Annotated in this window: 17 protein-coding genes; 1 reads left to right on the top strand and 16 read right to left on the bottom strand. The window is 33.2% G+C overall.

What is annotated here, in order from left to right:
• Positions 1-49: 49 nt before the first annotated feature.
• Complete coding sequence (locus tag WC663_01015; GenBank protein MFA6295913.1) at positions 50-277, top strand: hypothetical protein; 228 nt, start codon at positions 50-52, stop codon at positions 275-277.
• A gap of 165 nt (positions 278-442) precedes the next feature.
• Here the strand turns inward: WC663_01015 and radA are convergent, their stop codons facing one another.
• From radA to WC663_00935, 16 genes are all read right to left on the bottom strand, one after another.
• The gene (radA, locus tag WC663_01010; protein MFA6295912.1) at positions 443-1,792 is read right to left on the bottom strand and encodes a DNA repair protein RadA; all 1,350 of its coding nucleotides are present in this window, start codon (positions 1,790-1,792) and stop codon (positions 443-445) included.
• A gap of 328 nt (positions 1,793-2,120) precedes the next feature.
• The gene (locus WC663_01005; protein ID MFA6295911.1) at positions 2,121-2,804 is read right to left on the bottom strand and encodes a hypothetical protein; all 684 of its coding nucleotides are present in this window, start codon (positions 2,802-2,804) and stop codon (positions 2,121-2,123) included.
• Between the two features lie 34 nt (positions 2,805-2,838).
• Positions 2,839-3,927: a hypothetical protein gene (locus WC663_01000; protein ID MFA6295910.1), complete on the bottom strand. Its 1,089-nt coding sequence runs from the start codon at positions 3,925-3,927 to the stop codon at positions 2,839-2,841.
• Positions 3,928-3,939: 12 nt separating this feature from the next.
• Complete coding sequence (locus WC663_00995) at positions 3,940-5,847, bottom strand: GDSL-type esterase/lipase family protein (protein MFA6295909.1); 1,908 nt, start codon at positions 5,845-5,847, stop codon at positions 3,940-3,942.
• Positions 5,848-5,986: 139 nt separating this feature from the next.
• Complete coding sequence (locus WC663_00990) at positions 5,987-7,228, bottom strand: hypothetical protein (GenBank protein ID MFA6295908.1); 1,242 nt, start codon at positions 7,226-7,228, stop codon at positions 5,987-5,989.
• On the bottom strand, positions 7,221-8,699 hold the full coding sequence (locus WC663_00985) for a hypothetical protein (GenBank protein MFA6295907.1): 1,479 nt from the start codon (positions 8,697-8,699) through the stop codon (positions 7,221-7,223). Before WC663_00985 ends, WC663_00990 begins: the two co-directional genes overlap by 8 nt.
• 5 nt (positions 8,700-8,704) lie before the next feature.
• The gene (locus WC663_00980) at positions 8,705-9,370 is read right to left on the bottom strand and encodes a hypothetical protein (protein ID MFA6295906.1); all 666 of its coding nucleotides are present in this window, start codon (positions 9,368-9,370) and stop codon (positions 8,705-8,707) included.
• Between the two features lie 190 nt (positions 9,371-9,560).
• The gene (locus tag WC663_00975) at positions 9,561-10,229 is read right to left on the bottom strand and encodes a hypothetical protein (GenBank protein ID MFA6295905.1); all 669 of its coding nucleotides are present in this window, start codon (positions 10,227-10,229) and stop codon (positions 9,561-9,563) included.
• Positions 10,230-10,367: 138 nt separating this feature from the next.
• Positions 10,368-10,619 carry a hypothetical protein gene (locus tag WC663_00970; protein ID MFA6295904.1) on the bottom strand — a complete coding sequence of 84 codons (252 nt, stop codon included), beginning with the start codon at positions 10,617-10,619 and terminating at the stop codon, positions 10,368-10,370.
• A 38-nt stretch (positions 10,620-10,657) separates the two neighbouring features.
• Positions 10,658-12,202: a DUF87 domain-containing protein gene (locus tag WC663_00965; protein ID MFA6295903.1), complete on the bottom strand. Its 1,545-nt coding sequence runs from the start codon at positions 12,200-12,202 to the stop codon at positions 10,658-10,660.
• 72 nt (positions 12,203-12,274) lie between these two features.
• Positions 12,275-12,640: a four helix bundle protein gene (locus WC663_00960; GenBank protein MFA6295902.1), complete on the bottom strand. Its 366-nt coding sequence runs from the start codon at positions 12,638-12,640 to the stop codon at positions 12,275-12,277.
• Between the two features lie 53 nt (positions 12,641-12,693).
• On the bottom strand, positions 12,694-13,437 hold the full coding sequence (locus WC663_00955) for a hypothetical protein (protein MFA6295901.1): 744 nt from the start codon (positions 13,435-13,437) through the stop codon (positions 12,694-12,696).
• A 140-nt stretch (positions 13,438-13,577) separates the two neighbouring features.
• Positions 13,578-14,006: a PrgI family protein gene (locus WC663_00950; GenBank protein ID MFA6295900.1), complete on the bottom strand. Its 429-nt coding sequence runs from the start codon at positions 14,004-14,006 to the stop codon at positions 13,578-13,580.
• Between the two features lie 129 nt (positions 14,007-14,135).
• Positions 14,136-15,557, bottom strand: a complete 1,422-nt coding sequence (locus WC663_00945; GenBank protein ID MFA6295899.1) for a hypothetical protein — start codon at positions 15,555-15,557, stop codon at positions 14,136-14,138.
• 18 nt (positions 15,558-15,575) lie between these two features.
• The gene (locus WC663_00940) at positions 15,576-17,759 is read right to left on the bottom strand and encodes a hypothetical protein (protein MFA6295898.1); all 2,184 of its coding nucleotides are present in this window, start codon (positions 17,757-17,759) and stop codon (positions 15,576-15,578) included.
• Positions 17,760-17,980: 221 nt separating this feature from the next.
• Positions 17,981-18,817 (bottom strand): hypothetical protein, encoded by an 837-nt coding sequence (locus WC663_00935; GenBank protein ID MFA6295897.1) that lies wholly within the window; start codon positions 18,815-18,817, stop codon positions 17,981-17,983.
• Between the last annotated feature and the right edge of the window lie 103 nt (positions 18,818-18,920).

The raw sequence follows: 18,920 nt of genomic DNA, 5'->3' as shown, positions 1-18,920 counted from the left end.
CCTTTTCCCCGCCTTTACAAACTTTGGCGGGCTTCGGAGGAAAAGGGAAATGGCACTCAAGTTTCAGAATGAAGATCCTGTTGCTTTGACTCAGTCGTATGTAAAGGGTGAAATTTCTTTTCCAGGTATCATGTTTCGTGAAAAGTTGTTCGCTCATGTCAGATCTGCTAGCACTCCTGAAGAGCTGAGTCGTGTTCGCGAAGCAATGAAGATGGTACCTCGTATGAAATGGGATCACAATCATCTCGCAATCTTGAATCAGAAAGGTCTCCTCTAGCACATTTTTATTTTTTGCACTTTCGTTTTAACTAGCATTTGCTAGTTTTTTTATTTTTGCATCGTCATTCTGAGCCGCAGCGAAGAATCCCATGATTTTTTTGTTTAGTCATGGGATCCTTCGCTTCGCTCAGGATGACAATTTTTATTTTTTGTTTTTTGTTTTTTAAAATAGTATTTTCGTAATTGCATCACGCAAACTATTAACACGAATTATTTGTAGACTTGTTTTGACTTCACTTCTTGGCATTATAATTTTTTTGAAACCTAATTTTTCAGCTTCAGAAAGTCTTTTTTCAATCTGCGGAACAGAGCGGACTTCACCTGTCAGACCGACTTCTCCCAAGACAATTGTTTCTGCATCAATTGGTCTTCGCTGAAAGGCAGAGACAATTGATAAACAAACTGCCAGATCAACTGCTGGTTCTGTTGTTTTGATACCGCCAACGATATTGACATAAACATCTTGAGAATCTAATCTTAAACCTACTTTGTTAGATATTGCAGCAATCAACATCTGCAAACGATTCAAACTGAATCCTGATGCTGTTCGTCTTGGAAAAGCGAGATTTGTTTTAGAAACTAATGCTTGCACTTCAATCAAAAATGAACGCGAACCCTCAATTGTTGCTGTAACACAAGTACCTTCAGCGCCTTTTAATCTTTCTTCCAAAAATATGCCAGATGGATTTTTGACTTCAACTAAACCAGATTCTTTCATTTCAAAAATTCCTGATTCATTTGTTGATCCAAAACGATTTTTTATTGAACGCAAAACGCGAAGAGAATGATAACGATCGCCTTCTAAATATAATACTGTATCAACTAAATGTTCTAATGTTTTTGGTCCTGCAACTGTACCCTCTTTTGTAACATGACCAATAAGTATTACTGGTAAATTATTCCTTTTGGCAACTTCAGTCAACATAATAGCACAAGTTTTGACTTGGCTAACACTTCCCATGACAGTTTGAATATTTTCGGTTTGCATGGTCTGGATAGAATCAATGATCGTTAGATCTGGTTTGATTTGTTCAATTGTTTGAAGAATGCTATCAACATTATTAGTGCCTAAAAATTGAATATTATCTGATTTATGAGATAGTCTCTCTGCTCTCATTTTGACTTGTTGTGCTGATTCCTCGCCAGATGCGTATAATATTTTTTTGCCTAAGCTTTGTAAAATACAACAAATTTGTAAAGCAAGAGTTGATTTGCCAATGCCTGGATCTCCACCTATAAGAATAACGGATCCTGGGACAAAACCACCACCAAGAACTCGATCGAATTCAGATATTTTTGTTTCTAGTCTTTTAAAATTTTGAGCTGAAACTTGAGAAAATATTTGTGGTTTCAGAGCTTGAGCTAAATTCAAAGACCTACCCATTGAGATAGTTGGCTGTTTTGTTATTTGAGACAAAGAATTCCATTCTCCGCATTTTTCGCATTTTCCTGCCCAGCGTACAAATTCAGCGCCGCAACTTTGGCAGGAATAAATTGTTGTTGATTTGGGCATGTTTTTTTAATTTCTTTTCCACAAGGTTCGGCTTTTTACTTAAAGGATGGATAATATTTTTTTGTTATCTTGGCAAGCAAAACTAATTTGGAAACATGTACAAAGCCGAACCTTTTAAATCTATGAACTAGACGTAAAAGGTTCGGCCTTATCAAAAATCCACGCTCATATTGCTAGCTAAGTTCTTTATATAAAAAATATTTTATTTCTTCAAGTAAAAGGCCGAACCTTATGACGTTGCTTGAGTCTTAATATAGTTTATCTTTAAACTTTGTTTTTGGCAAACAAAAAACCTGCTTAATTTTGGCAGGCTTTTAAATTTTTTATTTTAACCTTGATATTCTGCAATAATCTTATCTACAGTGTCTTTGTCTGATGGCAAATTGCTGTCTTTAACTGCATCTTGAAGCGCAGGTTTTATTTCATTAAAAATTATCTTTTTTGCTTCAGGATCATGCGTTTGAAGTAAAGAAAGAGTTGAGTTAAGTTTATTTGTAGTTTTACGATTTAAATATGTGCCAAAATTTAATGATTGAGCAATTTCTTGGATAAATTTTCGCTGTCCTTCTTCGCTCCTCAAAGATGTCAGTTGCTCAGCTTGCTGTGCAAGTTTTTCTAATCGTCCTGCATTAGTATATTCTTGTTCTACGTTTTTATTTCTTTCTCGATTTCTTACTCTACTATCGGCAGCCATCTCTTGCAGTCTTTTGATGCCAGAGGAATCTAAAGAGGCCAATGCTGATCTAGTATCATCTTTGGACATTTTTCTTCCATCTTGTAGAGCACCAATCATATCTCCTTCACTATAATTGCTGACATCCTCACTACGATAACCTTCTTCTTTCGTATATTCTTGAGCATTCTTGTCTTGGTATGTTATGAGCTTGGCATCAAGATCTACTGCTCCATATGTTTTTGATTCTCCTTGCGCTTCTACTGCCTCCTGTTGTGTCGGAATTTCTGATTCTGCTGCGTCTATAACTTCTTGAGGCGTTTGCATTTCATTTGCCATAGTTGATTATTACTTTAATTATTAGATGAATTTATTATTTTAAGTTGATTGAGTAGAGAAAAGAATTGGCTGAATTTACAAAATAGATTTTTGATTCATCGCTAGATAAGAAAAAATCGTCTGCTCCATATTTACCTTGACCTGCAATGTCTATTGTTGATTCTACTTGCTGATTATTTAAATTGTATTTTTCTATTTTGTCTAAAAGATAATAGCTAGATGCACTGGAGCCTTCACTTATTTCAAGGCTGTTTTTTATTAAATAGAGAGTACTTTCATCACTGCTCCAAAGAATATTGCTGGCATCAATATCAATATTTTGTAATTGAGCAGTCGCTCTTGTATTTAAATCAAAAACAAAATCAGAAAATTTTTCATCAATGAAAGTACTATATATTATTTTATCAGATCTAGGTGAAATTTTGGCAGATGTAATTTGCTGTTCAATAATTTTATTATTCTCTTTTGTTAATAGATTCAGTTCATATAAATAGCCATTCAAAAGATAATAAACATTATTATTGCTTGCGCCAATTATATTTACTGGCAAAGCATCAATTGAAGTTTCTAAATCTAAAATAGTTTCTTGAAGCTCTCCTTGACTATTGATAATTAAAATTCTATTTGTACTATCCTCAGGTTTATAATAATTTCCAATTAATCTGTTGCCATCAAGCCAAAAAAGATTGGATAAATTATTATCAAGCGGATATACTTTGCTATCATTTAAACTAAATATCTTGTAAGAATTATCTTGAATAGCAAGAACCTTATCATTACTTTGATCCCATTGGGCGTTAATAATATTATCTGTATTGGCAAAAGGTATAATAGCTAAACTTTTTTTTGTGCTTAAATTGGTCTTATAAAATTTGCTATTATCTAAATTATAAGAATAGATCTCTCCGTTACTTAGAATATGACTCGGAAATTGGATGGTTTCGCTAATTTCTGTTTTGATTTGATTTGTTTCATTTGCCGAAAAAGCAGTAACTGATTCTAGGGAAGTCTGCAATTGTGTTTCATTTTTATTCTTAAAAAAATATTGAACCAAAAGCGCACCAACAATAATTAGGATTAAAAAGATTAAACTTCCAATAATTAATTTTGAACGAGTTTTCATATTCTTTAAAAATTATTTTCCTCTCTGGCAGGCTTTATTATATAGGGTTGCTGCTTTATTCACATATTTATTAACTTCTGCTCTGTCTTCTTCTTTCCACCCAGGCATATTAGGATCTTTGCACCAAGTCCTTCCACCACCGGCTCCAGAAAAATATCCAGCAGCAACACAAGCATAATTGTCGGTTGGGATATTTCTTAATAATTGTTTTAGATGAACAGCAACGATTTCTACCATTTCATTCGAATGATCTTTGACCCATTGCTTACATCTTGGAGAATAACTGATGTATGCTGGGCAATTAGGATTTCTCTTTTTTGAACAGTAGCCTGCATTGGGGTCAACAGGTCCTGAGCTAATTTCATTAAGGCAAGATTGCTCAACGCTTTTGCCAGTAGATTTTGACCATTCTGAGGCAGCTGCATCAAAGGTACCAGGCATAAATTGCCCCATACTAAGAGTACCGCTATTTTTGTTTACAGCACCATTGTCAAATGAACTTTCATGATCGAGTGTTGATTCAAGGAAGAATGGATCAACATTGTATGTCCTTGCAGCATTTTCTACTATCTGTGTATAACGATTGCTCTTATTATTTGTATCGTAGGTCTTGGCGCATTTTCCTAAATCGCTTGCACTGCCTGAAAGAAGAGTACCTCCTTGTCCTTGTCCTTGTCCTTGTGTTCCAGTCCCACTTGGATTTTGCCCAGTTGCACCGCTAATACTTAATTTAAACGGCGCATCTATTTTACATTGCAAAACATAAGGATTTACTAAAGAAAATAAAACATAAGCAAAAAGACCGATAAACATTCCACCAACTGATCCCCAAATTGTTTCTTTGGCAGATTTTATTTTTTCTTGATTACCATAAGATGTGATATATCCGAATCCGCCCCAGATTACTCCAGCCAATGCAGCGACACCGATAAATGAAATTCCTAAATTAAAAGCATTTTTCCAAATTTCACAGGCAGTACTGCCAGAAACTAATGATGATGGATTAGGCTCAAATGTTGGAGCTTGAGCTGTAGTATCAACACCTGTAGCTGGAGTTGAACCGTCACTTCCTGGAATTGGAGTTTGAGTTGGTGCTTGAGCAGTAACGCTATTAACTGTAGCTGAGCAATTCGTCCATCCTTCAGTATCACATTCTTTATAGCATTGATCAGAAGCTCCAGTGGCGATTTTACTTTGATCGGTTTCTGTGGTTGAAAAAGTTATATCTTTTGTTTGACTTTGATCTAGCGAATCAGTTCCTTTGCAAGTTGCTTTGACATCATTTGTAGTTGGAGTCGTAGGAGCTATTGGAGTAGGAGTTGGAGTAGTCGTCGTCTGTGTTGCTGGCAATGATGCACTCATGATTTTGGCAATCAGATTGGTATAATTTGTTCCACTGTGCAGCTTTTCAACCCATGTTGGAGCAGTTATAGTATTTGGCGCATTTTGTTGAATCCATGTATTTACTTCAGATATAATCTGTTTTTTTTGCTGACCTTTTCTATCTGTTGCGAGCTCAGTCCAATATGGAATAGTAATAGCTGTAACTGCAATATTTTTATCTTTGGCTTCTTTGTACATGTCAGCAAGATTTTTTTCGATATTTGCTGGAGATTTAAGATTGTTTGCATCATTTACTCCTGCGAAAATTATAACCTGGTTATATCCCCCATTTAAAACATTTTGTTCAAGAAGGCCTTTAATAAAAGAAGTTTCGGCACCACTTTTGGCAAAAACATCAACTTTCGGACATTTGGCCTTTAACCTTGGGCCATATCCTACTGTCAACGAATCGCCGATTACTGCAACTTTACCTTCAGGACAACCGGCAGCATAAGTTGGCAAAATTGGAGACGCAAAAAAAAGAATATTCAGGAATATTATGAAGGAATAGATTATTTTTTTTATTTTAGAATTCATAAAGAGAAAATTTCTAATTTCTAATTCCTAATTTCTATTAAATTTTCAATGCTAAAATTTTCAAACCTTCTCTACGATAGCTTTAGAAATTAGTTATTTAAAATTTAATAGAAATTAGAAATTATAAATTGAAAATTCGTCAAGGAATAACAAACGCATAAAGCAATCCATCCTGTCTTCTTGTAAAATACATTATTTTTTCGCCAAGCATGAATGGCTTGAAGACATCATAATCTTGAGCGAATAAACTTGTATCTGCTAATTTTGTTGTCTTGTTATTTTGAGTATCAACTTTGAAGAAAGAATCTTTGGAAACAAAATTATAATTATTATAGGCATCTGGCAAAATCATACATTTGCTTAGATTCTCTGGAATTGCGCAAATTAAATTTTGATTATCTGGAAGCCAAGTACATTTATCAGCAAATGTTTGAACGCCTAAATCAACATTTTTATTTGCTAAAACATCATAGAATTGCAAATTTGTTGTAGTGGCGCTTGAAACATTTTGTCCTGAATAAACAATTTTGTTGCCGTCATTTGAAATATTAACATTAAGACCAAAATCACTAACTAATTGATTGAAACTTTTGCCAATAATATTGGCGGAAAAAGCAGTGGCATTTGTTTGAGTGCTTGGCTCGCTGTAATAAAGAAGCTTTGATTCTAGATTCCAATTGATAATTGGAAACTCGCCTTCAAAAGGAGAAACGCTATTCCAATTCGTGCCATCTAAATTAGAAACAGAAATATTGGAAGTGCCTGATGCTTTGTCTTTAAATAAATATGCGATTTTTTCACCATCTGGAGATAATGTTGGAGATTTGAAATTTGGATCAACTGGAGTTTGTTTTTGATTGTTAATATCAAAAATTAAATAATTTCTGGTCAATCCTTGATTGTCTGACAATGTCATGACTGCTCGATCTTTTTTCTTGGACCATGAAATATCATAAACTTTGTCAATTGCAGATGAAGTTATTGGCGAAGGCTGACTGCCATCTAAATTGGCAACATAAAATTCTTTATTTTCTGGGCTGTAAAAAATAAGTTTACTAAAATCAGCTGATAATGTTGGGCTAATTGATTTTTGGTTTAAGACTGGAATGACTCGATATTTATTTGTAACTGCTGTTTCTGCTTGTAAGGCAATTTCTTTCCTTTTTTCAGCAACATATTGCTGGATTTTTTGGTCTTCAGTAACGCCGGCAGCTCTTTCTTCATTTGTTAATTGCAATCTTTGTTGTTCTGATTCATTTAAAGCTGGAAGATCTGAAGCAACTTTTGTTTGCTTTCGGAAAATCACAAAATAGATTGTTGCAGCGAAAGCAATAATCAACGCGACGATACCAATGATAATTAATATTCTTTTTCTATCCATTTTTTTTCTTCTCTTTTATAGTTATTAATAAAATTATAATACCTAATAATCCGGCTGCTGCAATAAAATTATATAAATTTCGGAAATTTTTAGGCAAGAATTTTTGCAATGATCCTAGAGTGCCAGATGTAGAAATTTGGGCATTAACTTGAGTTGGAGTTAAAATAATTTTTTGAGTGGCATTTTCTGTTTGATTGGAATTATAGACAGTGTTAATTGCGCTAACTTCGACAATCTGAATTTGGCTAGTCATTGTAAGATTTGGAGAAGTGAAATATGGAGTATTTGGATCAACGATAGTTTTGTTATCAACTTCTGTGCCATTAACTTTCCAAATTAAATTTAATTGTTGTGATGGCTGAAAATTATTTAAATTTGCTTGAAAATTAATTGTTTGGCCAGAATTTAATTGATAACTTTGAGCAACGCCATAAGTTGATTTTAAATTTGTGGAATTAATATTTGCGCAATTAACATCTTTGCCGAAAGCGCCGCAAATTGGCTTGATATTAATTTGAGGAGCGATGACATTTAATGATTCTTGCTTTGTTGCTAAAGTTTTTCCAGAAGAATCTGCAATTGTTAAACCAACAACATTGATATTTTGGGATTGTGTAGCGTTGCATGATCCTAAATCATTTTGGATTACTTGTGCAGGCAAAGTGTTGATAACGAAAGAAGCAGTTTTAAATTTTTGTCCTTTGCCGCTTTTTCCTTGTTGAACTGTTCCATTATATGTCCATTGATAATTTAGGCTATCTAAATAGCTGTCTAAACTTGTGAAATTGGAAGCGGAAGTACAAGCTTGATTGTTATAAGTATTCCTTAAATCTACAGCTTCAACTTGAACAATATCTCCAAAACGAAATTCATTTTGCGAAGGAGTTGGCTTTAAGAAAATATCTGGAGCCTGCAAAATAATGCTATTTGGATCAATATCTGCTTTATTCAAATTATAATCTGTTGTAGCAGCATTATTTTGATCAGCAACACCAATTGATCTTTTGTTAAATGACAAATCTAAGCCAATCGGAATTTTTAATGTGGAAATTGCTTTTTCTTTAGTATTAGAATTTGAGGCTTCAACTTTTATTTCTCGAGAATCTCCGCAACGCAAATCTTGGCGAATTAATCCTTCATTCATATTAAATTCAAAAACAGAATTGCTGACCTTTTTTTCTTGGCCATCCAAAAACCAGCGATAAGTTACGCCATTTGATTGAGTACTGCTAATCGCATTAGCTGTCACTTTGACTGGACTTGTTGCTGAAACTGGCTTTGGAGAATAATCTAAAGTAACGCTTAATGGAAGCATGTTTTTAAGATCATTCGAAGTAATATTGTTTGGGTTAGCATTAATAAAGCTTTGCAGATCGCTTGGGAATTGAACCTCGTCTTGCGCAAAAACTTGATTAAAACCTAAAAGCAATGTTATTAACCCAAAGAAAATGATTATTTTGTTTTTGTTCATATATTTTATATACCTATGTTTGTGCCAATTGAACTCGCAATATTTGCAATGCCTGCAAGGGCGCCACCAACTAATCCGGTTGTAATGAGAGGTAGCATAATCATAGGAAGACTAAAGGTAAAAACGAAAATTGCGACTGGAATATAGATAAGTAATTCGATCCCTCCAAGTGGAGGAATTTTTTTTGATTTAAAGATATTGCCACCGATAAACTGAACATTCATAATTACCCAAGTGACCAACAATGTAATAGGATCAAAAGCGGCAAAAGCTTTTACCAACGTTAATAAATTTTTTATGTTTTTTATATTTTTAAGCTGTTGAGCTGCTTTCGCAACTTTAGCTGCTCTTTCTGCTCCGCCTTTTGTTTTTTTGGCTCTTTCTAATGCTTCACTTTTTAGACGGTTAAATTGTTCATAGTTACCGCCTTCTTCACCTCTTGCAACAGTATCTGGCATTTCTTCAGCAGATTGTTCTGCTTCTGCTCCTTCTGCTCCATCAAAAGCAGAGATACTTTTTTGATTTGCTAAATGCGCACCATAGTTTGAAGAAAAATTTTTTTTATAATTATCAAAATCTGGAGATGATTTTTTTTTGTGTTTAATCTCCTTTAGTTTTTCATAATAAAATAATTCTTTATTTATATTTATATCACTAACAGTATTTCTCATACTGATTATTTAAAAAAATTATCGAGTAGAAACGTGAAAATATAATACGAATATACGAATAATGCAAATGTTGCAAATATGCGAATCGAGCGAATATTTTATTTTTGATTGTAAATCACTTTTTAGAACTAATTATAATTTGCGAATTCGTATATTCGTATCATTTGCATAAATTTGCATATTTGTATTATTACAACCAGAAAGCCCCGCTTAATTTCCATTCTTCACCGACTTTTGTAAATTCAAGTTTTAAAATTTGATATTTGACAGTTGGCTTGTTATTTTGAGCTGTGATTTCTTCTCTCTTGGTTGTAACAATGGCAGTCATTTCTTTATCAGTTGTATCAGAAATTCCAGAACTGATTGTTTTTGTGGTTACACCATAAAATGATGCTTTTGGATCTATCGGTTTGGCAATTTGTTCATCAAGAAAAGCGCTCATTTTTTCTGTTGAGTAAGTTTTGATTGTTTTTAGATTTTTGTAGGCTTCTTTGTCCTTGTTAGTAAAAGTGCCGTAAATTTCAGCAATTTTTGAAGCTAAAGCTAAAACTGTTTTTTCTTGGTCTTGCTCAACTTTTATTTCGCCTTGATTTTCGATGGCATTTAAATTTTCTGTAACTGCATTTTCTGTTTCATTGACATTAAGTGTAACATTTTCATTTGCATTTAATGCTTCATTGGCATTTACAATCGGAAACTCATTATCATTTGTTGCAACCACGTTTGTATTGTTGGCAACAACATTTGCATTTTGATTGGCTGGCTGATTAGTATTTGTGTCGGCTTTTTTACAACCGAAGGCAGTTGTTGCAAGTGCAATTAATGTTAGAGCTAAAATGATGTAAGATTTTTTAAACATATTTTTATTTTATTAAATATAGAAATAAATTACAAATTCCAAAATCCAAACAAATCACAAATCACAATAAACAAACTTGCAATTTTGTGATTTGTAATTTGAAATTTGTTTGGAATTTGGGATTTGTGGCTTTTGTTTTTAAACATTTTGTTCTTGTTCATAATTCTTCTTGGCTTGTTCTAATTCTAATAATTGTTTTGGATCTGTGGTAATGATTTGGTCTTCTGAATATGAAGCGACTATTTTAATTGCAACATGTTTGCTACCTGCAAAGAAAATACCTTCACCAACATCTGATTCTAAAAGTAAATATTTTTCTTCTTCTGTTAGATAAAAAGTTTTTTTCAATAAATCAATTGAGGCTGGAGATTGTTTTAATAATAATTGCAAAGCGGAATTAGTAACAATTGCTTTACCATAATCTGATGTTAGAAAATCATTAACATCTGAGAAATTGTGGTTGTGCCAAGATAATATTTTCGGCCTCTTTTGGCAATACTGTACATAAATCTGGCAGATTCTTCGTATTGCATCATCCACCAAGCTTCATCAACTACCAAAATTCTTTTTCTCATCTCTGCTCTAACAATATTCCAGATATGATTAAGAATAACATACATTGCGATTGGACGTAACTCATCTTCTAGATCTCTGATGCTAAAAACGACAAATGGATTATCAATTCTGACATTTGTGGCTTGATTTAATAATCCAGCAAAAGTGCCTTCAGTATATTTTTTAATTCTTGGAACTATATCCTCTGCTCCTTGCATGCCTTCTAGAATTTCTTGCAGATCTTTCATTGTCGGAACTTCTATTTTTGACAAATCTGATTCAGCAGTAATATCTTTTTTAGCATATGTCTCAATAATTCCTCTATCTAACAAAGCATCTTCTTCTTTAGTAAGACGGCCCAACATGATTCTTAATAAGCCTTTGATATTGATAACTGCAGATCTAATAATGTCTTTTGTTTTCATGCCGGAAATTGCTACTGGCAAATCAAATGGATTTAATCTGTATTCTGATTCTAGAGACATTTTTAAAAATGTTCCTCCAACTGATTCACATAAATATTTATATTCATTTTCTGGATCAATGACGATAACTTCTGTTCCAAACATTAAAGATCTTAAAATTTCTAATTTTACAGCATAACTTTTTCCAGCACCAGAAGTTGCAAATACAACTGAATTAGCATTTGGCAAAGTAAAACGATCGAATAAAATTAGACTATTATTATGACGATTAATTCCATAAAGAACACCTTCATCGGAAGTTAATTCTGAAGAAACAAATGGAAAACTAGTTGATAATGGAGATGTATTAAAATTGTTGAGGACTCCTAGTTCATCTAAACCTAGCGGAGTTGTAGTATTGAATCCTTGTTCAGCTTGAAAAAAAGCTCGCTTGGAATAAATTAATCTTTGACCAAGTAAATCTTCAATTTCTTTGGTTGTTTGCTCTAATTTTTTTTCAGAATTCTCGTAAATTGTGATATATAATGCAAAATGAAAAAATCTTTCTGTGCCTTGTATCAAACGATCGCGAAGTTCTTCAACATCATTGAGTGCTGTTTCTAGCATTGGATCTCTAACTTCGCCTTTTTCTTGCTTGCCTGCCATTGTGGATTGGATTTGTCCAACTTTATTTTTTAAAGTTTTTAGGATTTTTTCGGAGCTAACTGGATTAATATACATCGCCATATCAGCTTCGATGTTCATGTTGATAACTGGAGCAAACCAGCCAGTATTTACAAAACGAGGATATGTAAAAATAAACAAAGTTCTGACAAACTTGTCGCCTAATTTAAGAAAATTTGGATTAACCTGCAATGCACTTGGCGCAATAATATCGCGAATCGAAACCAGACCCTTTCTGTAAATTTCTTCAGCCTTAAGGATTTCTTGTTGCTCATCTTCAGTCAAATTTTCGATATTTTTTTTGCCAACTGGCAAATCTTTGTCCTGCATAACGTTATTATAAATTACAAATCCCAAATTCCAAACAAATTACAATATACAAAATACAAATTACAAAAAAAATTAATTAGATTTGTTTATTATTGTTGATAAAATATTTCTTATTTCGATTGATTCTTGTAATAATGGTTCAATTCTTTTTCTAAATTCTGGATTAGCATCTATTATTAAATTCAGCCAATAAGTTGTTTCTTTTGCTTCTTTTCTAGCAATTCTTACTTTCATTTTAAAATCTTTTTTTCCTAATGATTCATTTGCTTCTATGTAATTAGCACCTATCGAACTCCCTGATCTTAAAATCTGATTTATATAAACAATATTAATATAATTTTTAGGCAAAGCGTTGCACATATTGGCAACTCTTTTACTAAATTCTAAAGTTCGGTCTTCGAGATTATATAATTTGTTAGTTTTATTTTGTTCGGGCAATTTTGTTTTTTGTGATTTGTAATTTGTTTGGAATTTGGGATTTGGGATTTTTTTTATGCCTGCTCTATCTTGAGCTTCTCTAATTCTCCTAAAATCTCAGTGGTGCTCTCATCTGGATTATACCATGAATATAATAGCTCAACTACTTCCTGAGTATTTAGCTGTGCTGATTGAATTCCAACTCCGCCTAAACCACTGATAACTGAATTAACACGAAGCAAAAGCTCTTCTTGTTGCTTTTGAAAACCAACTTGCTCTTCTTTTATTTTTGAAGCTGGTGAAATTATGCCTTTTAGTTTATCTAAAATTCCTTCTGTTGCTTCAATGCCAGGAGGAGAATATGGGACAACAACATAATAATGAGAAGTTGTGATATTTGCTAGTTCAACTAAAGATTTGATAAATTCAGCATATTCTGCTGTCTGGATTCTCAATAATTCGTTTTCCTGCATTCTTTCTGCTTCTTTGACTTTTTCTAAGTAACTTCCAATATTTAATTTTCTGGTCTGAATGACAATCTCAACTGGAAAATTTAATGAATTTAAAAAATCTTGATAGCCAAAAACTTTTGCTTTTTGTTCATCTTCAGACATTAAAGCAAAATTAATTGATGAACACATTACAATTGCTCGTAGAGCTTTATTATTTAAAATTACTATTCCATCTCTAATTCCAGACAATTTTAAAAACTTCTGAGTAGTCTCTTCTTCTTTCTTGACTGCTTTGCTTGAAAGCATTGTTTCTTCTTGTTGCTTTGTTTCAGCACTATTTTTTTTCTTGTCTTGTTTTTTGGACATCAGTTTTAATTTTCAATTATCAATTTACAATTTCCAATAAATTATCAATTAACCAATTTTCAAAACTTACGAAGTAGCCATTGAAAATTGTTCATTGGCAACTTATTGAAAATTGAGAATTGGAAATTGATCATTTATGATTATTTTTTTTCGCTCATGACCGTCTTAAAATCAAGTTGTCTTGCAAGACGATGAATAGAGCTTGGTGTATATTTTTTTTCGCCAATGGTGATTTTTTCTGGACCAGATTTTTTCTTATTAAGATCATAGGCTTTTACTCTCGGAGCTCTTCCACTTTTATGCCAGACTAATATTTTTGGACCTAAAATGTATTTGAAAACTGCAGAAAGATAATCAGTCAATGGTCTGCCATAAGGTTTGACAAAAGCTAATGGCATTGTTATTCCAGCAACAATTATTGCTAGAAAAATGAATAATGTCAGATCAACAAATGACCAAGCAATCAGTAAAAATATTCCGCCACCTAATAAATAAAAAAATTGTTTTAAAGTCAGAGGGCCGATAATCTGGTCTTCTATTTCGACAAATTGAGGAATGGGATACTGCATAAAATTAGTTTTCAATTTTCAATGACCAATTTACAATAAATTTCCAATAACCAATTTTCAAAACTGCGAGAATTCATTGTAAATTGAAAATTGGTAATTTATTGAAAATTGGAAATTGTTAATTGGAAATTAGATAAGCTTGCTTATACTTTTCACCGCGATGTATTCATCTTCCGACAAATATTCCATTTTCTGATCTTGCCTATCTTTTGAAACTTGGCTGATTGATTTTTTTTCTGTTTCGCTTTGATTTGTCATTGCCTCATATAATTTGTAAAGCGGACTTTTCATGAAATTTTCTTGAGCAATTTTTCTCTCTTCATGAGTCTTGGCAATATCGCGAAGATTATTTAATAATTTCTGCGCGGATTGTTTTGCATCAGTACCTAGATCTCTGAATTCTAAAATAGTAAGATTTTGAATTCTGTTGATTTGTTTGGAAACAATGACTGGCTTTGCTGGGGTTAAAATTTTGTGTTCTTTGTGAAAAACTTTTTTTGGAGGATTTGGTAATTCTTCTGTTTTTGGCTTTGCAATTTCTTTGACAACTTCTTTTTCTGGAACTGCTTTTATTACTTTTGTTTCTTCAATTTTTGGTTCTGTTTTTTTTATTGGTTTGCCGATTCTCTTTATAGATGCAATAAATCTATTGCTTGGTTCAGCTGCCTGAAGTTTTTTAATATCTACTACACCAAGCATTTCTCTTTCGGCAAGTTTTTTGTTTTCTGCTAATAATTTTTCTCGCTGTTCTGTTTTTTTAGTTGGGAATGGGATTGGCTTGACACTTGATGCAGGCTGTTTGATTCCCTTATCAATATGCTCTTGCTCTTTGGTTGTAAAAGCGCCTAAATCAACTGTTTTTTTGAGTTCAATGCCATACATTGATGCTGAATAACCAGTTAAACTTCCAGCGTCAGTTATTTTTAATTGCATTCGATCAAAAAGCTGCAAAAGTTTTTTTAATTCTTTCTTTTCTTGCTCATTCAAATTTCTAGGATTTTTGGATTGGAAAAAATAATTATTTCTTTCAACTAAAGAATGGATGCCGGGATTAGCTTCATATTCATAATCTTTGATCCAATTTTCAATTGTTGGCTGATATTTTTTATTAGAAATTATGATTTCTTTTTCACCAATTTTTTGCTGGTTTTTTTTGATTATTGCCTTTATTTTGTTCACGTATTCATCGCGATAAGTCATCCGCATTGAGATAAGCTTGTTTCGAAGCCATCTTTCTAAATTCATATTTCTTTTCAAAGCATCAGCTAAATGTTTTTCATAGAGATCTAAAACATCATTATCATCTGGCAGATATTCTTGGCAATGGAATTTTAGATGAATATTTAGATCATTATATTTTTTGTAAATTTCTGGATTTTCTGATTTCAATTGAGGGAATTTTTGCAACGCATTATCAATTGTCAAAATAATCTGATAAGCTATTGGACCATATTCTCCTTGAAAACTAAAACGCTCACAGTCTTGTGCTTGTTTGAAAATCTTGTCAAAAATATTTTGATCGACTAATTGTGTTAAACTTAATCTTTGCATGTCTTATTGATAATACTTTTAAATTTTGTCGACAATTCTAGTAGTGCCTGGATAAAAACCTTCTCCACCGGTCTGATCTCTCACTATTGTCAAAAAGTCAGTACCTGCTGCTTGTGCTGGGGCTGAAACAGTCGTAGCAGATATTACTCCACGTACCTGAGTCTCGAGTTGTTGAACAACTTTTTTGGTTGCATCCGGCATAAATTGCTCCAAAGTACCTTTAGAATAACCTTTGACACCACCAATTTTTAAATATTCTTGTAGAACTGGAGATATTGCGAGTTCAACAGCACTACCATTTTGATACCTCTCATTAGAGACAGCAAATCTAGGAACTGCAGCAGAACTTCTAGAACCAACTTTTGACCATTCGACAGCTGCATCTTTAGCATGATCAGGATTCCAAAACATTTGACCTTGCTCATTAATTCTAACAGATTCGGCTTTATCCCATTCTCCTTTACCTTTCAAGAGATCATTGGAATTACCAGCAATATACTTTGCGCGCTGATTGCCGAAATTATGGATTAAGAAATCTTGCCAGGCTTCATAAGAGGTGCTATGAGTATTGTCTATCGGAGTTACTGCGCCGGTAACTGAATCTGTTTTCGTAGAACCTGTAACATTTCCTTCTTTATCATACGACTTATTACCAACCATTTTTCCCAAGACTCCATCACGCATAATTTCATTGAAATTCACATCTCCTTCTAGCAACATAACAGCTGCTTCTGCCCGACTCATATCTTTTTTGACCAAAGAATCACGTAATTCTTTTCGATAATATTCATGACTGCCTTTGCCATATTTTTTCATTTCTGACATATGTTTATCAACACTTTCCATTTGACCACGTCGTTCAAAATCAGTTTCATCCTTGCCAAATAGCCATGGCATTTTATTTGTAACTGCATTGATCCTGCCATGAATAAAACCAGCGCCACCGGACATTGCTTCAGCTGTTCTTTTAGCTTGTCTTTCTTTCCAGCCTTCGGCAACTAAAGTCGGACTTAGGAATTTAGTAAGATCACCAGCTTTGTCTGCTGTTCCCGGACTAACTCGAGCAAGTTGCAATCCTTTTGAAATTAATTTGCCAATATTTCCCTTTTTACCAGACATTAATGATTCATTTAATTTTCTAGCTCCAAATCCGCCAGCCAATGCAGCTGTTCCCATTAATCCTTTTTTAACTAATCCCATCGCCGAACCAGCTAAACCTTCAGCTGCTTCTTTTGAAAAAGTAAATCCAACAAACATAATTCCACAAGCGATTGCCATGCCGAAGAATTGACCAATTGTGCCTGATGACATGCCGACATTGGTTTTGAATTGCGTAGCAACATTACCCGTAAGACCAGTAATTCCTCCACCTTGAGAAAATTTAACAGCAAAAAGAAGAGCTAATAGATAACAAATACAAACAACTGGACCAACAAATAAATATTTTGTAAATTCTTCCCACCATTTGCTGGCATATTTTTGAGTTACTGGTAAAACATTTAAAACAAAAGCAATTGGAGAAAAAACTACTAAAATCATTAAAACAACAGTACGAATAACTAACAAAACTGCTAATCCAGCTAAAGCCATCGTAAACATTCCTAAAAACACAACAACTAATATGTTCGTTCCTAATACTGCAGGTTCAGTGCTTGCAACTTTTAGCTGTGTTCCTAAATTCATACTTAAATCCAAGAAACTGGAAACATTAAATAAAGCTAAAAGAGAAGCAGAAGCTGTTGCGCCATTTTGAGTGCCCATTATTCCGCTCATAATAGCATTTGAAAAATCTACTAATGTTAATGCAATTGTTTTGCTGAAATTAACTAGCAAAGCGCCAACTAATAATTTTGGCAATAAAGTTTTAAATTGATAGGCTTCGATTCTTAAGATTGTCGCAAAAGCAATGCCTAATAATGCAAGAACGAAAATAATATTTAAGATATCTCGTACCAATACCCAACCAGCTGTAACAATTTCATTCATTGAGCTAGCATTGATTGTTGTTCCACCAATAACCCAATCAAAAATTGTACCAATAATCCATAAGCCTAATGTGATTACTGTAACAGCAATATAGCAAAGTCCACCGACAATCAAAGTAACTGCTCCCAAAAGTGTTTTATCTATGACATTAGTTCCAGTACTAGCCTGAGCTGTAGTTGCTCCTGTGTCCGCGAAAACAAAAACTGTTGGTATCAAAAACAGAGCAAGGGAAATTGCAATTATTAATATTTTTTTTAATTTTGATTTATTTTTGAACAAGTTGATTGTGGCTATTTTTTCTGCGTCAAAAATTTTGTTATAAAAATTTTTGACTCTGCGTTAGATTCTGCGTTTTTCTGCGCTTAAAACGTTTTCGCAGAATGACGCAGAATCTAACGCAGAAAACACAGAAACTGACTAAAACTATTTTATTAATTTTATAATTTATCGTAAATAGAATATATAAATTTATTTTTCAACATATCAGTAACAACTCCACCAAGAGCTGCGACATCATTTATCATTTGGGCCTTGAGAGCTGAATCCATTGGATCTCTTATGCTACTTTTTATTAATTCTGCAGTAATCATGCCAGGAGATAAAACTCGACAATCATCTGGACGACGGCTTTCTGGAACACCGGCACAATCATAATTGCCTAAAAATCCCTCATTTATTAGCATTTCAAATCGGATATTTTGTTGGCGTTGATTCGCTTGAGCATTGATATTATCTCGCAGTTTGAACCAAGTGCCAAATTGATTTGCCTCGCCTAAAAGACTTAAATGAAAATTGGCATAATAATAATTTCTTACATCTTGCCAAGCGGAAGTGCTATCATCCGAAAAGAGCTTTTCCGTCACTTGAGCAAGCTGACTCTGATCAAAGGTACAATCTGGCGCAAAGCCAGTGTCATCGTACATTTGAAGTAGAGCAATCCTGACATCTGCTCCAATTGTGGTGCACAAATTAAAACCAACATATTCTTGCAAAATAGCATTAGCGGTTTGAAAAGCTAAATCGTGAATTAACCAATCTTTAACATTATTCCAGCTAAGCTTGAAATCGCCAGTTGAAACAAAAGATAAAACCATATCGCGAACTAATGGATAAATTGCAGCTTTCCAAATTGTGATGCCAACACGATCTGCAGTATCTCTTGGAAGATCGATTGTTACTGGAATGGCATCTGCTTTTTTGACAGTTAAAATAGTAGCATTATAAGTAATGAATAGAGTTAAGATTAACAGTAATAGTGATATTTTTTTAAGCATTTATAAATTTAATTGCTACTAGTCTATTTAATTAGTTTTTAACGCAGAATTACGCGGAAATTAAAAATTTTGAAATAAATTTTTAATCGCAGAAAACGCGGAA

This window comes from Patescibacteria group bacterium, assembly GCA_041662665.1.
GTDB lineage: Bacteria > Patescibacteriota > JABMPQ01 > JABMPQ01 > JAQVVF01 > JAQVVF01.
The sequence above is the reverse complement of the archived record's forward strand: the minus strand, read 5'-3'. Positions and strand labels throughout refer to the sequence as shown.

What these genes read in the sequence shown, in the direction of transcription:
- WC663_00950 (MFA6295900.1), bottom strand. Translation starts at nt 14,006, where the DNA reads ATGCAGTATCCCATTCCTCAATTTGTCGAAATAGAAGACCAGATTATC.
- WC663_00945 (MFA6295899.1), bottom strand. Translation starts at nt 15,557, where the DNA reads ATGCAAAGATTAAGTTTAACACAATTAGTCGATCAAAATATTTTTGAC.
- radA (MFA6295912.1), bottom strand. Translation starts at nt 1,792, where the DNA reads ATGCCCAAATCAACAACAATTTATTCCTGCCAAAGTTGCGGCGCTGAA.
- WC663_00935 (MFA6295897.1), bottom strand. Translation starts at nt 18,817, where the DNA reads ATGCTTAAAAAAATATCACTATTACTGTTAATCTTAACTCTATTCATT.
- WC663_00975 (MFA6295905.1), bottom strand. Translation starts at nt 10,229, where the DNA reads ATGTTTAAAAAATCTTACATCATTTTAGCTCTAACATTAATTGCACTT.
- WC663_01015 (MFA6295913.1), top strand. Translation starts at nt 50, where the DNA reads ATGGCACTCAAGTTTCAGAATGAAGATCCTGTTGCTTTGACTCAGTCG.
- WC663_00990 (MFA6295908.1), bottom strand. Translation starts at nt 7,228, where the DNA reads ATGGATAGAAAAAGAATATTAATTATCATTGGTATCGTCGCGTTGATT.
- WC663_00965 (MFA6295903.1), bottom strand. Translation starts at nt 12,202, where the DNA reads ATGCAGGACAAAGATTTGCCAGTTGGCAAAAAAAATATCGAAAATTTG.
- WC663_01000 (MFA6295910.1), bottom strand. Translation starts at nt 3,927, where the DNA reads ATGAAAACTCGTTCAAAATTAATTATTGGAAGTTTAATCTTTTTAATC.
- WC663_00980 (MFA6295906.1), bottom strand. Translation starts at nt 9,370, where the DNA reads ATGAGAAATACTGTTAGTGATATAAATATAAATAAAGAATTATTTTAT.
- WC663_00995 (MFA6295909.1), bottom strand. Translation starts at nt 5,847, where the DNA reads ATGAATTCTAAAATAAAAAAAATAATCTATTCCTTCATAATATTCCTG.
- WC663_00985 (MFA6295907.1), bottom strand. Translation starts at nt 8,699, where the DNA reads ATGAACAAAAACAAAATAATCATTTTCTTTGGGTTAATAACATTGCTT.
- WC663_01005 (MFA6295911.1), bottom strand. Translation starts at nt 2,804, where the DNA reads ATGGCAAATGAAATGCAAACGCCTCAAGAAGTTATAGACGCAGCAGAA.
- WC663_00955 (MFA6295901.1), bottom strand. Translation starts at nt 13,437, where the DNA reads ATGTCCAAAAAACAAGACAAGAAAAAAAATAGTGCTGAAACAAAGCAA.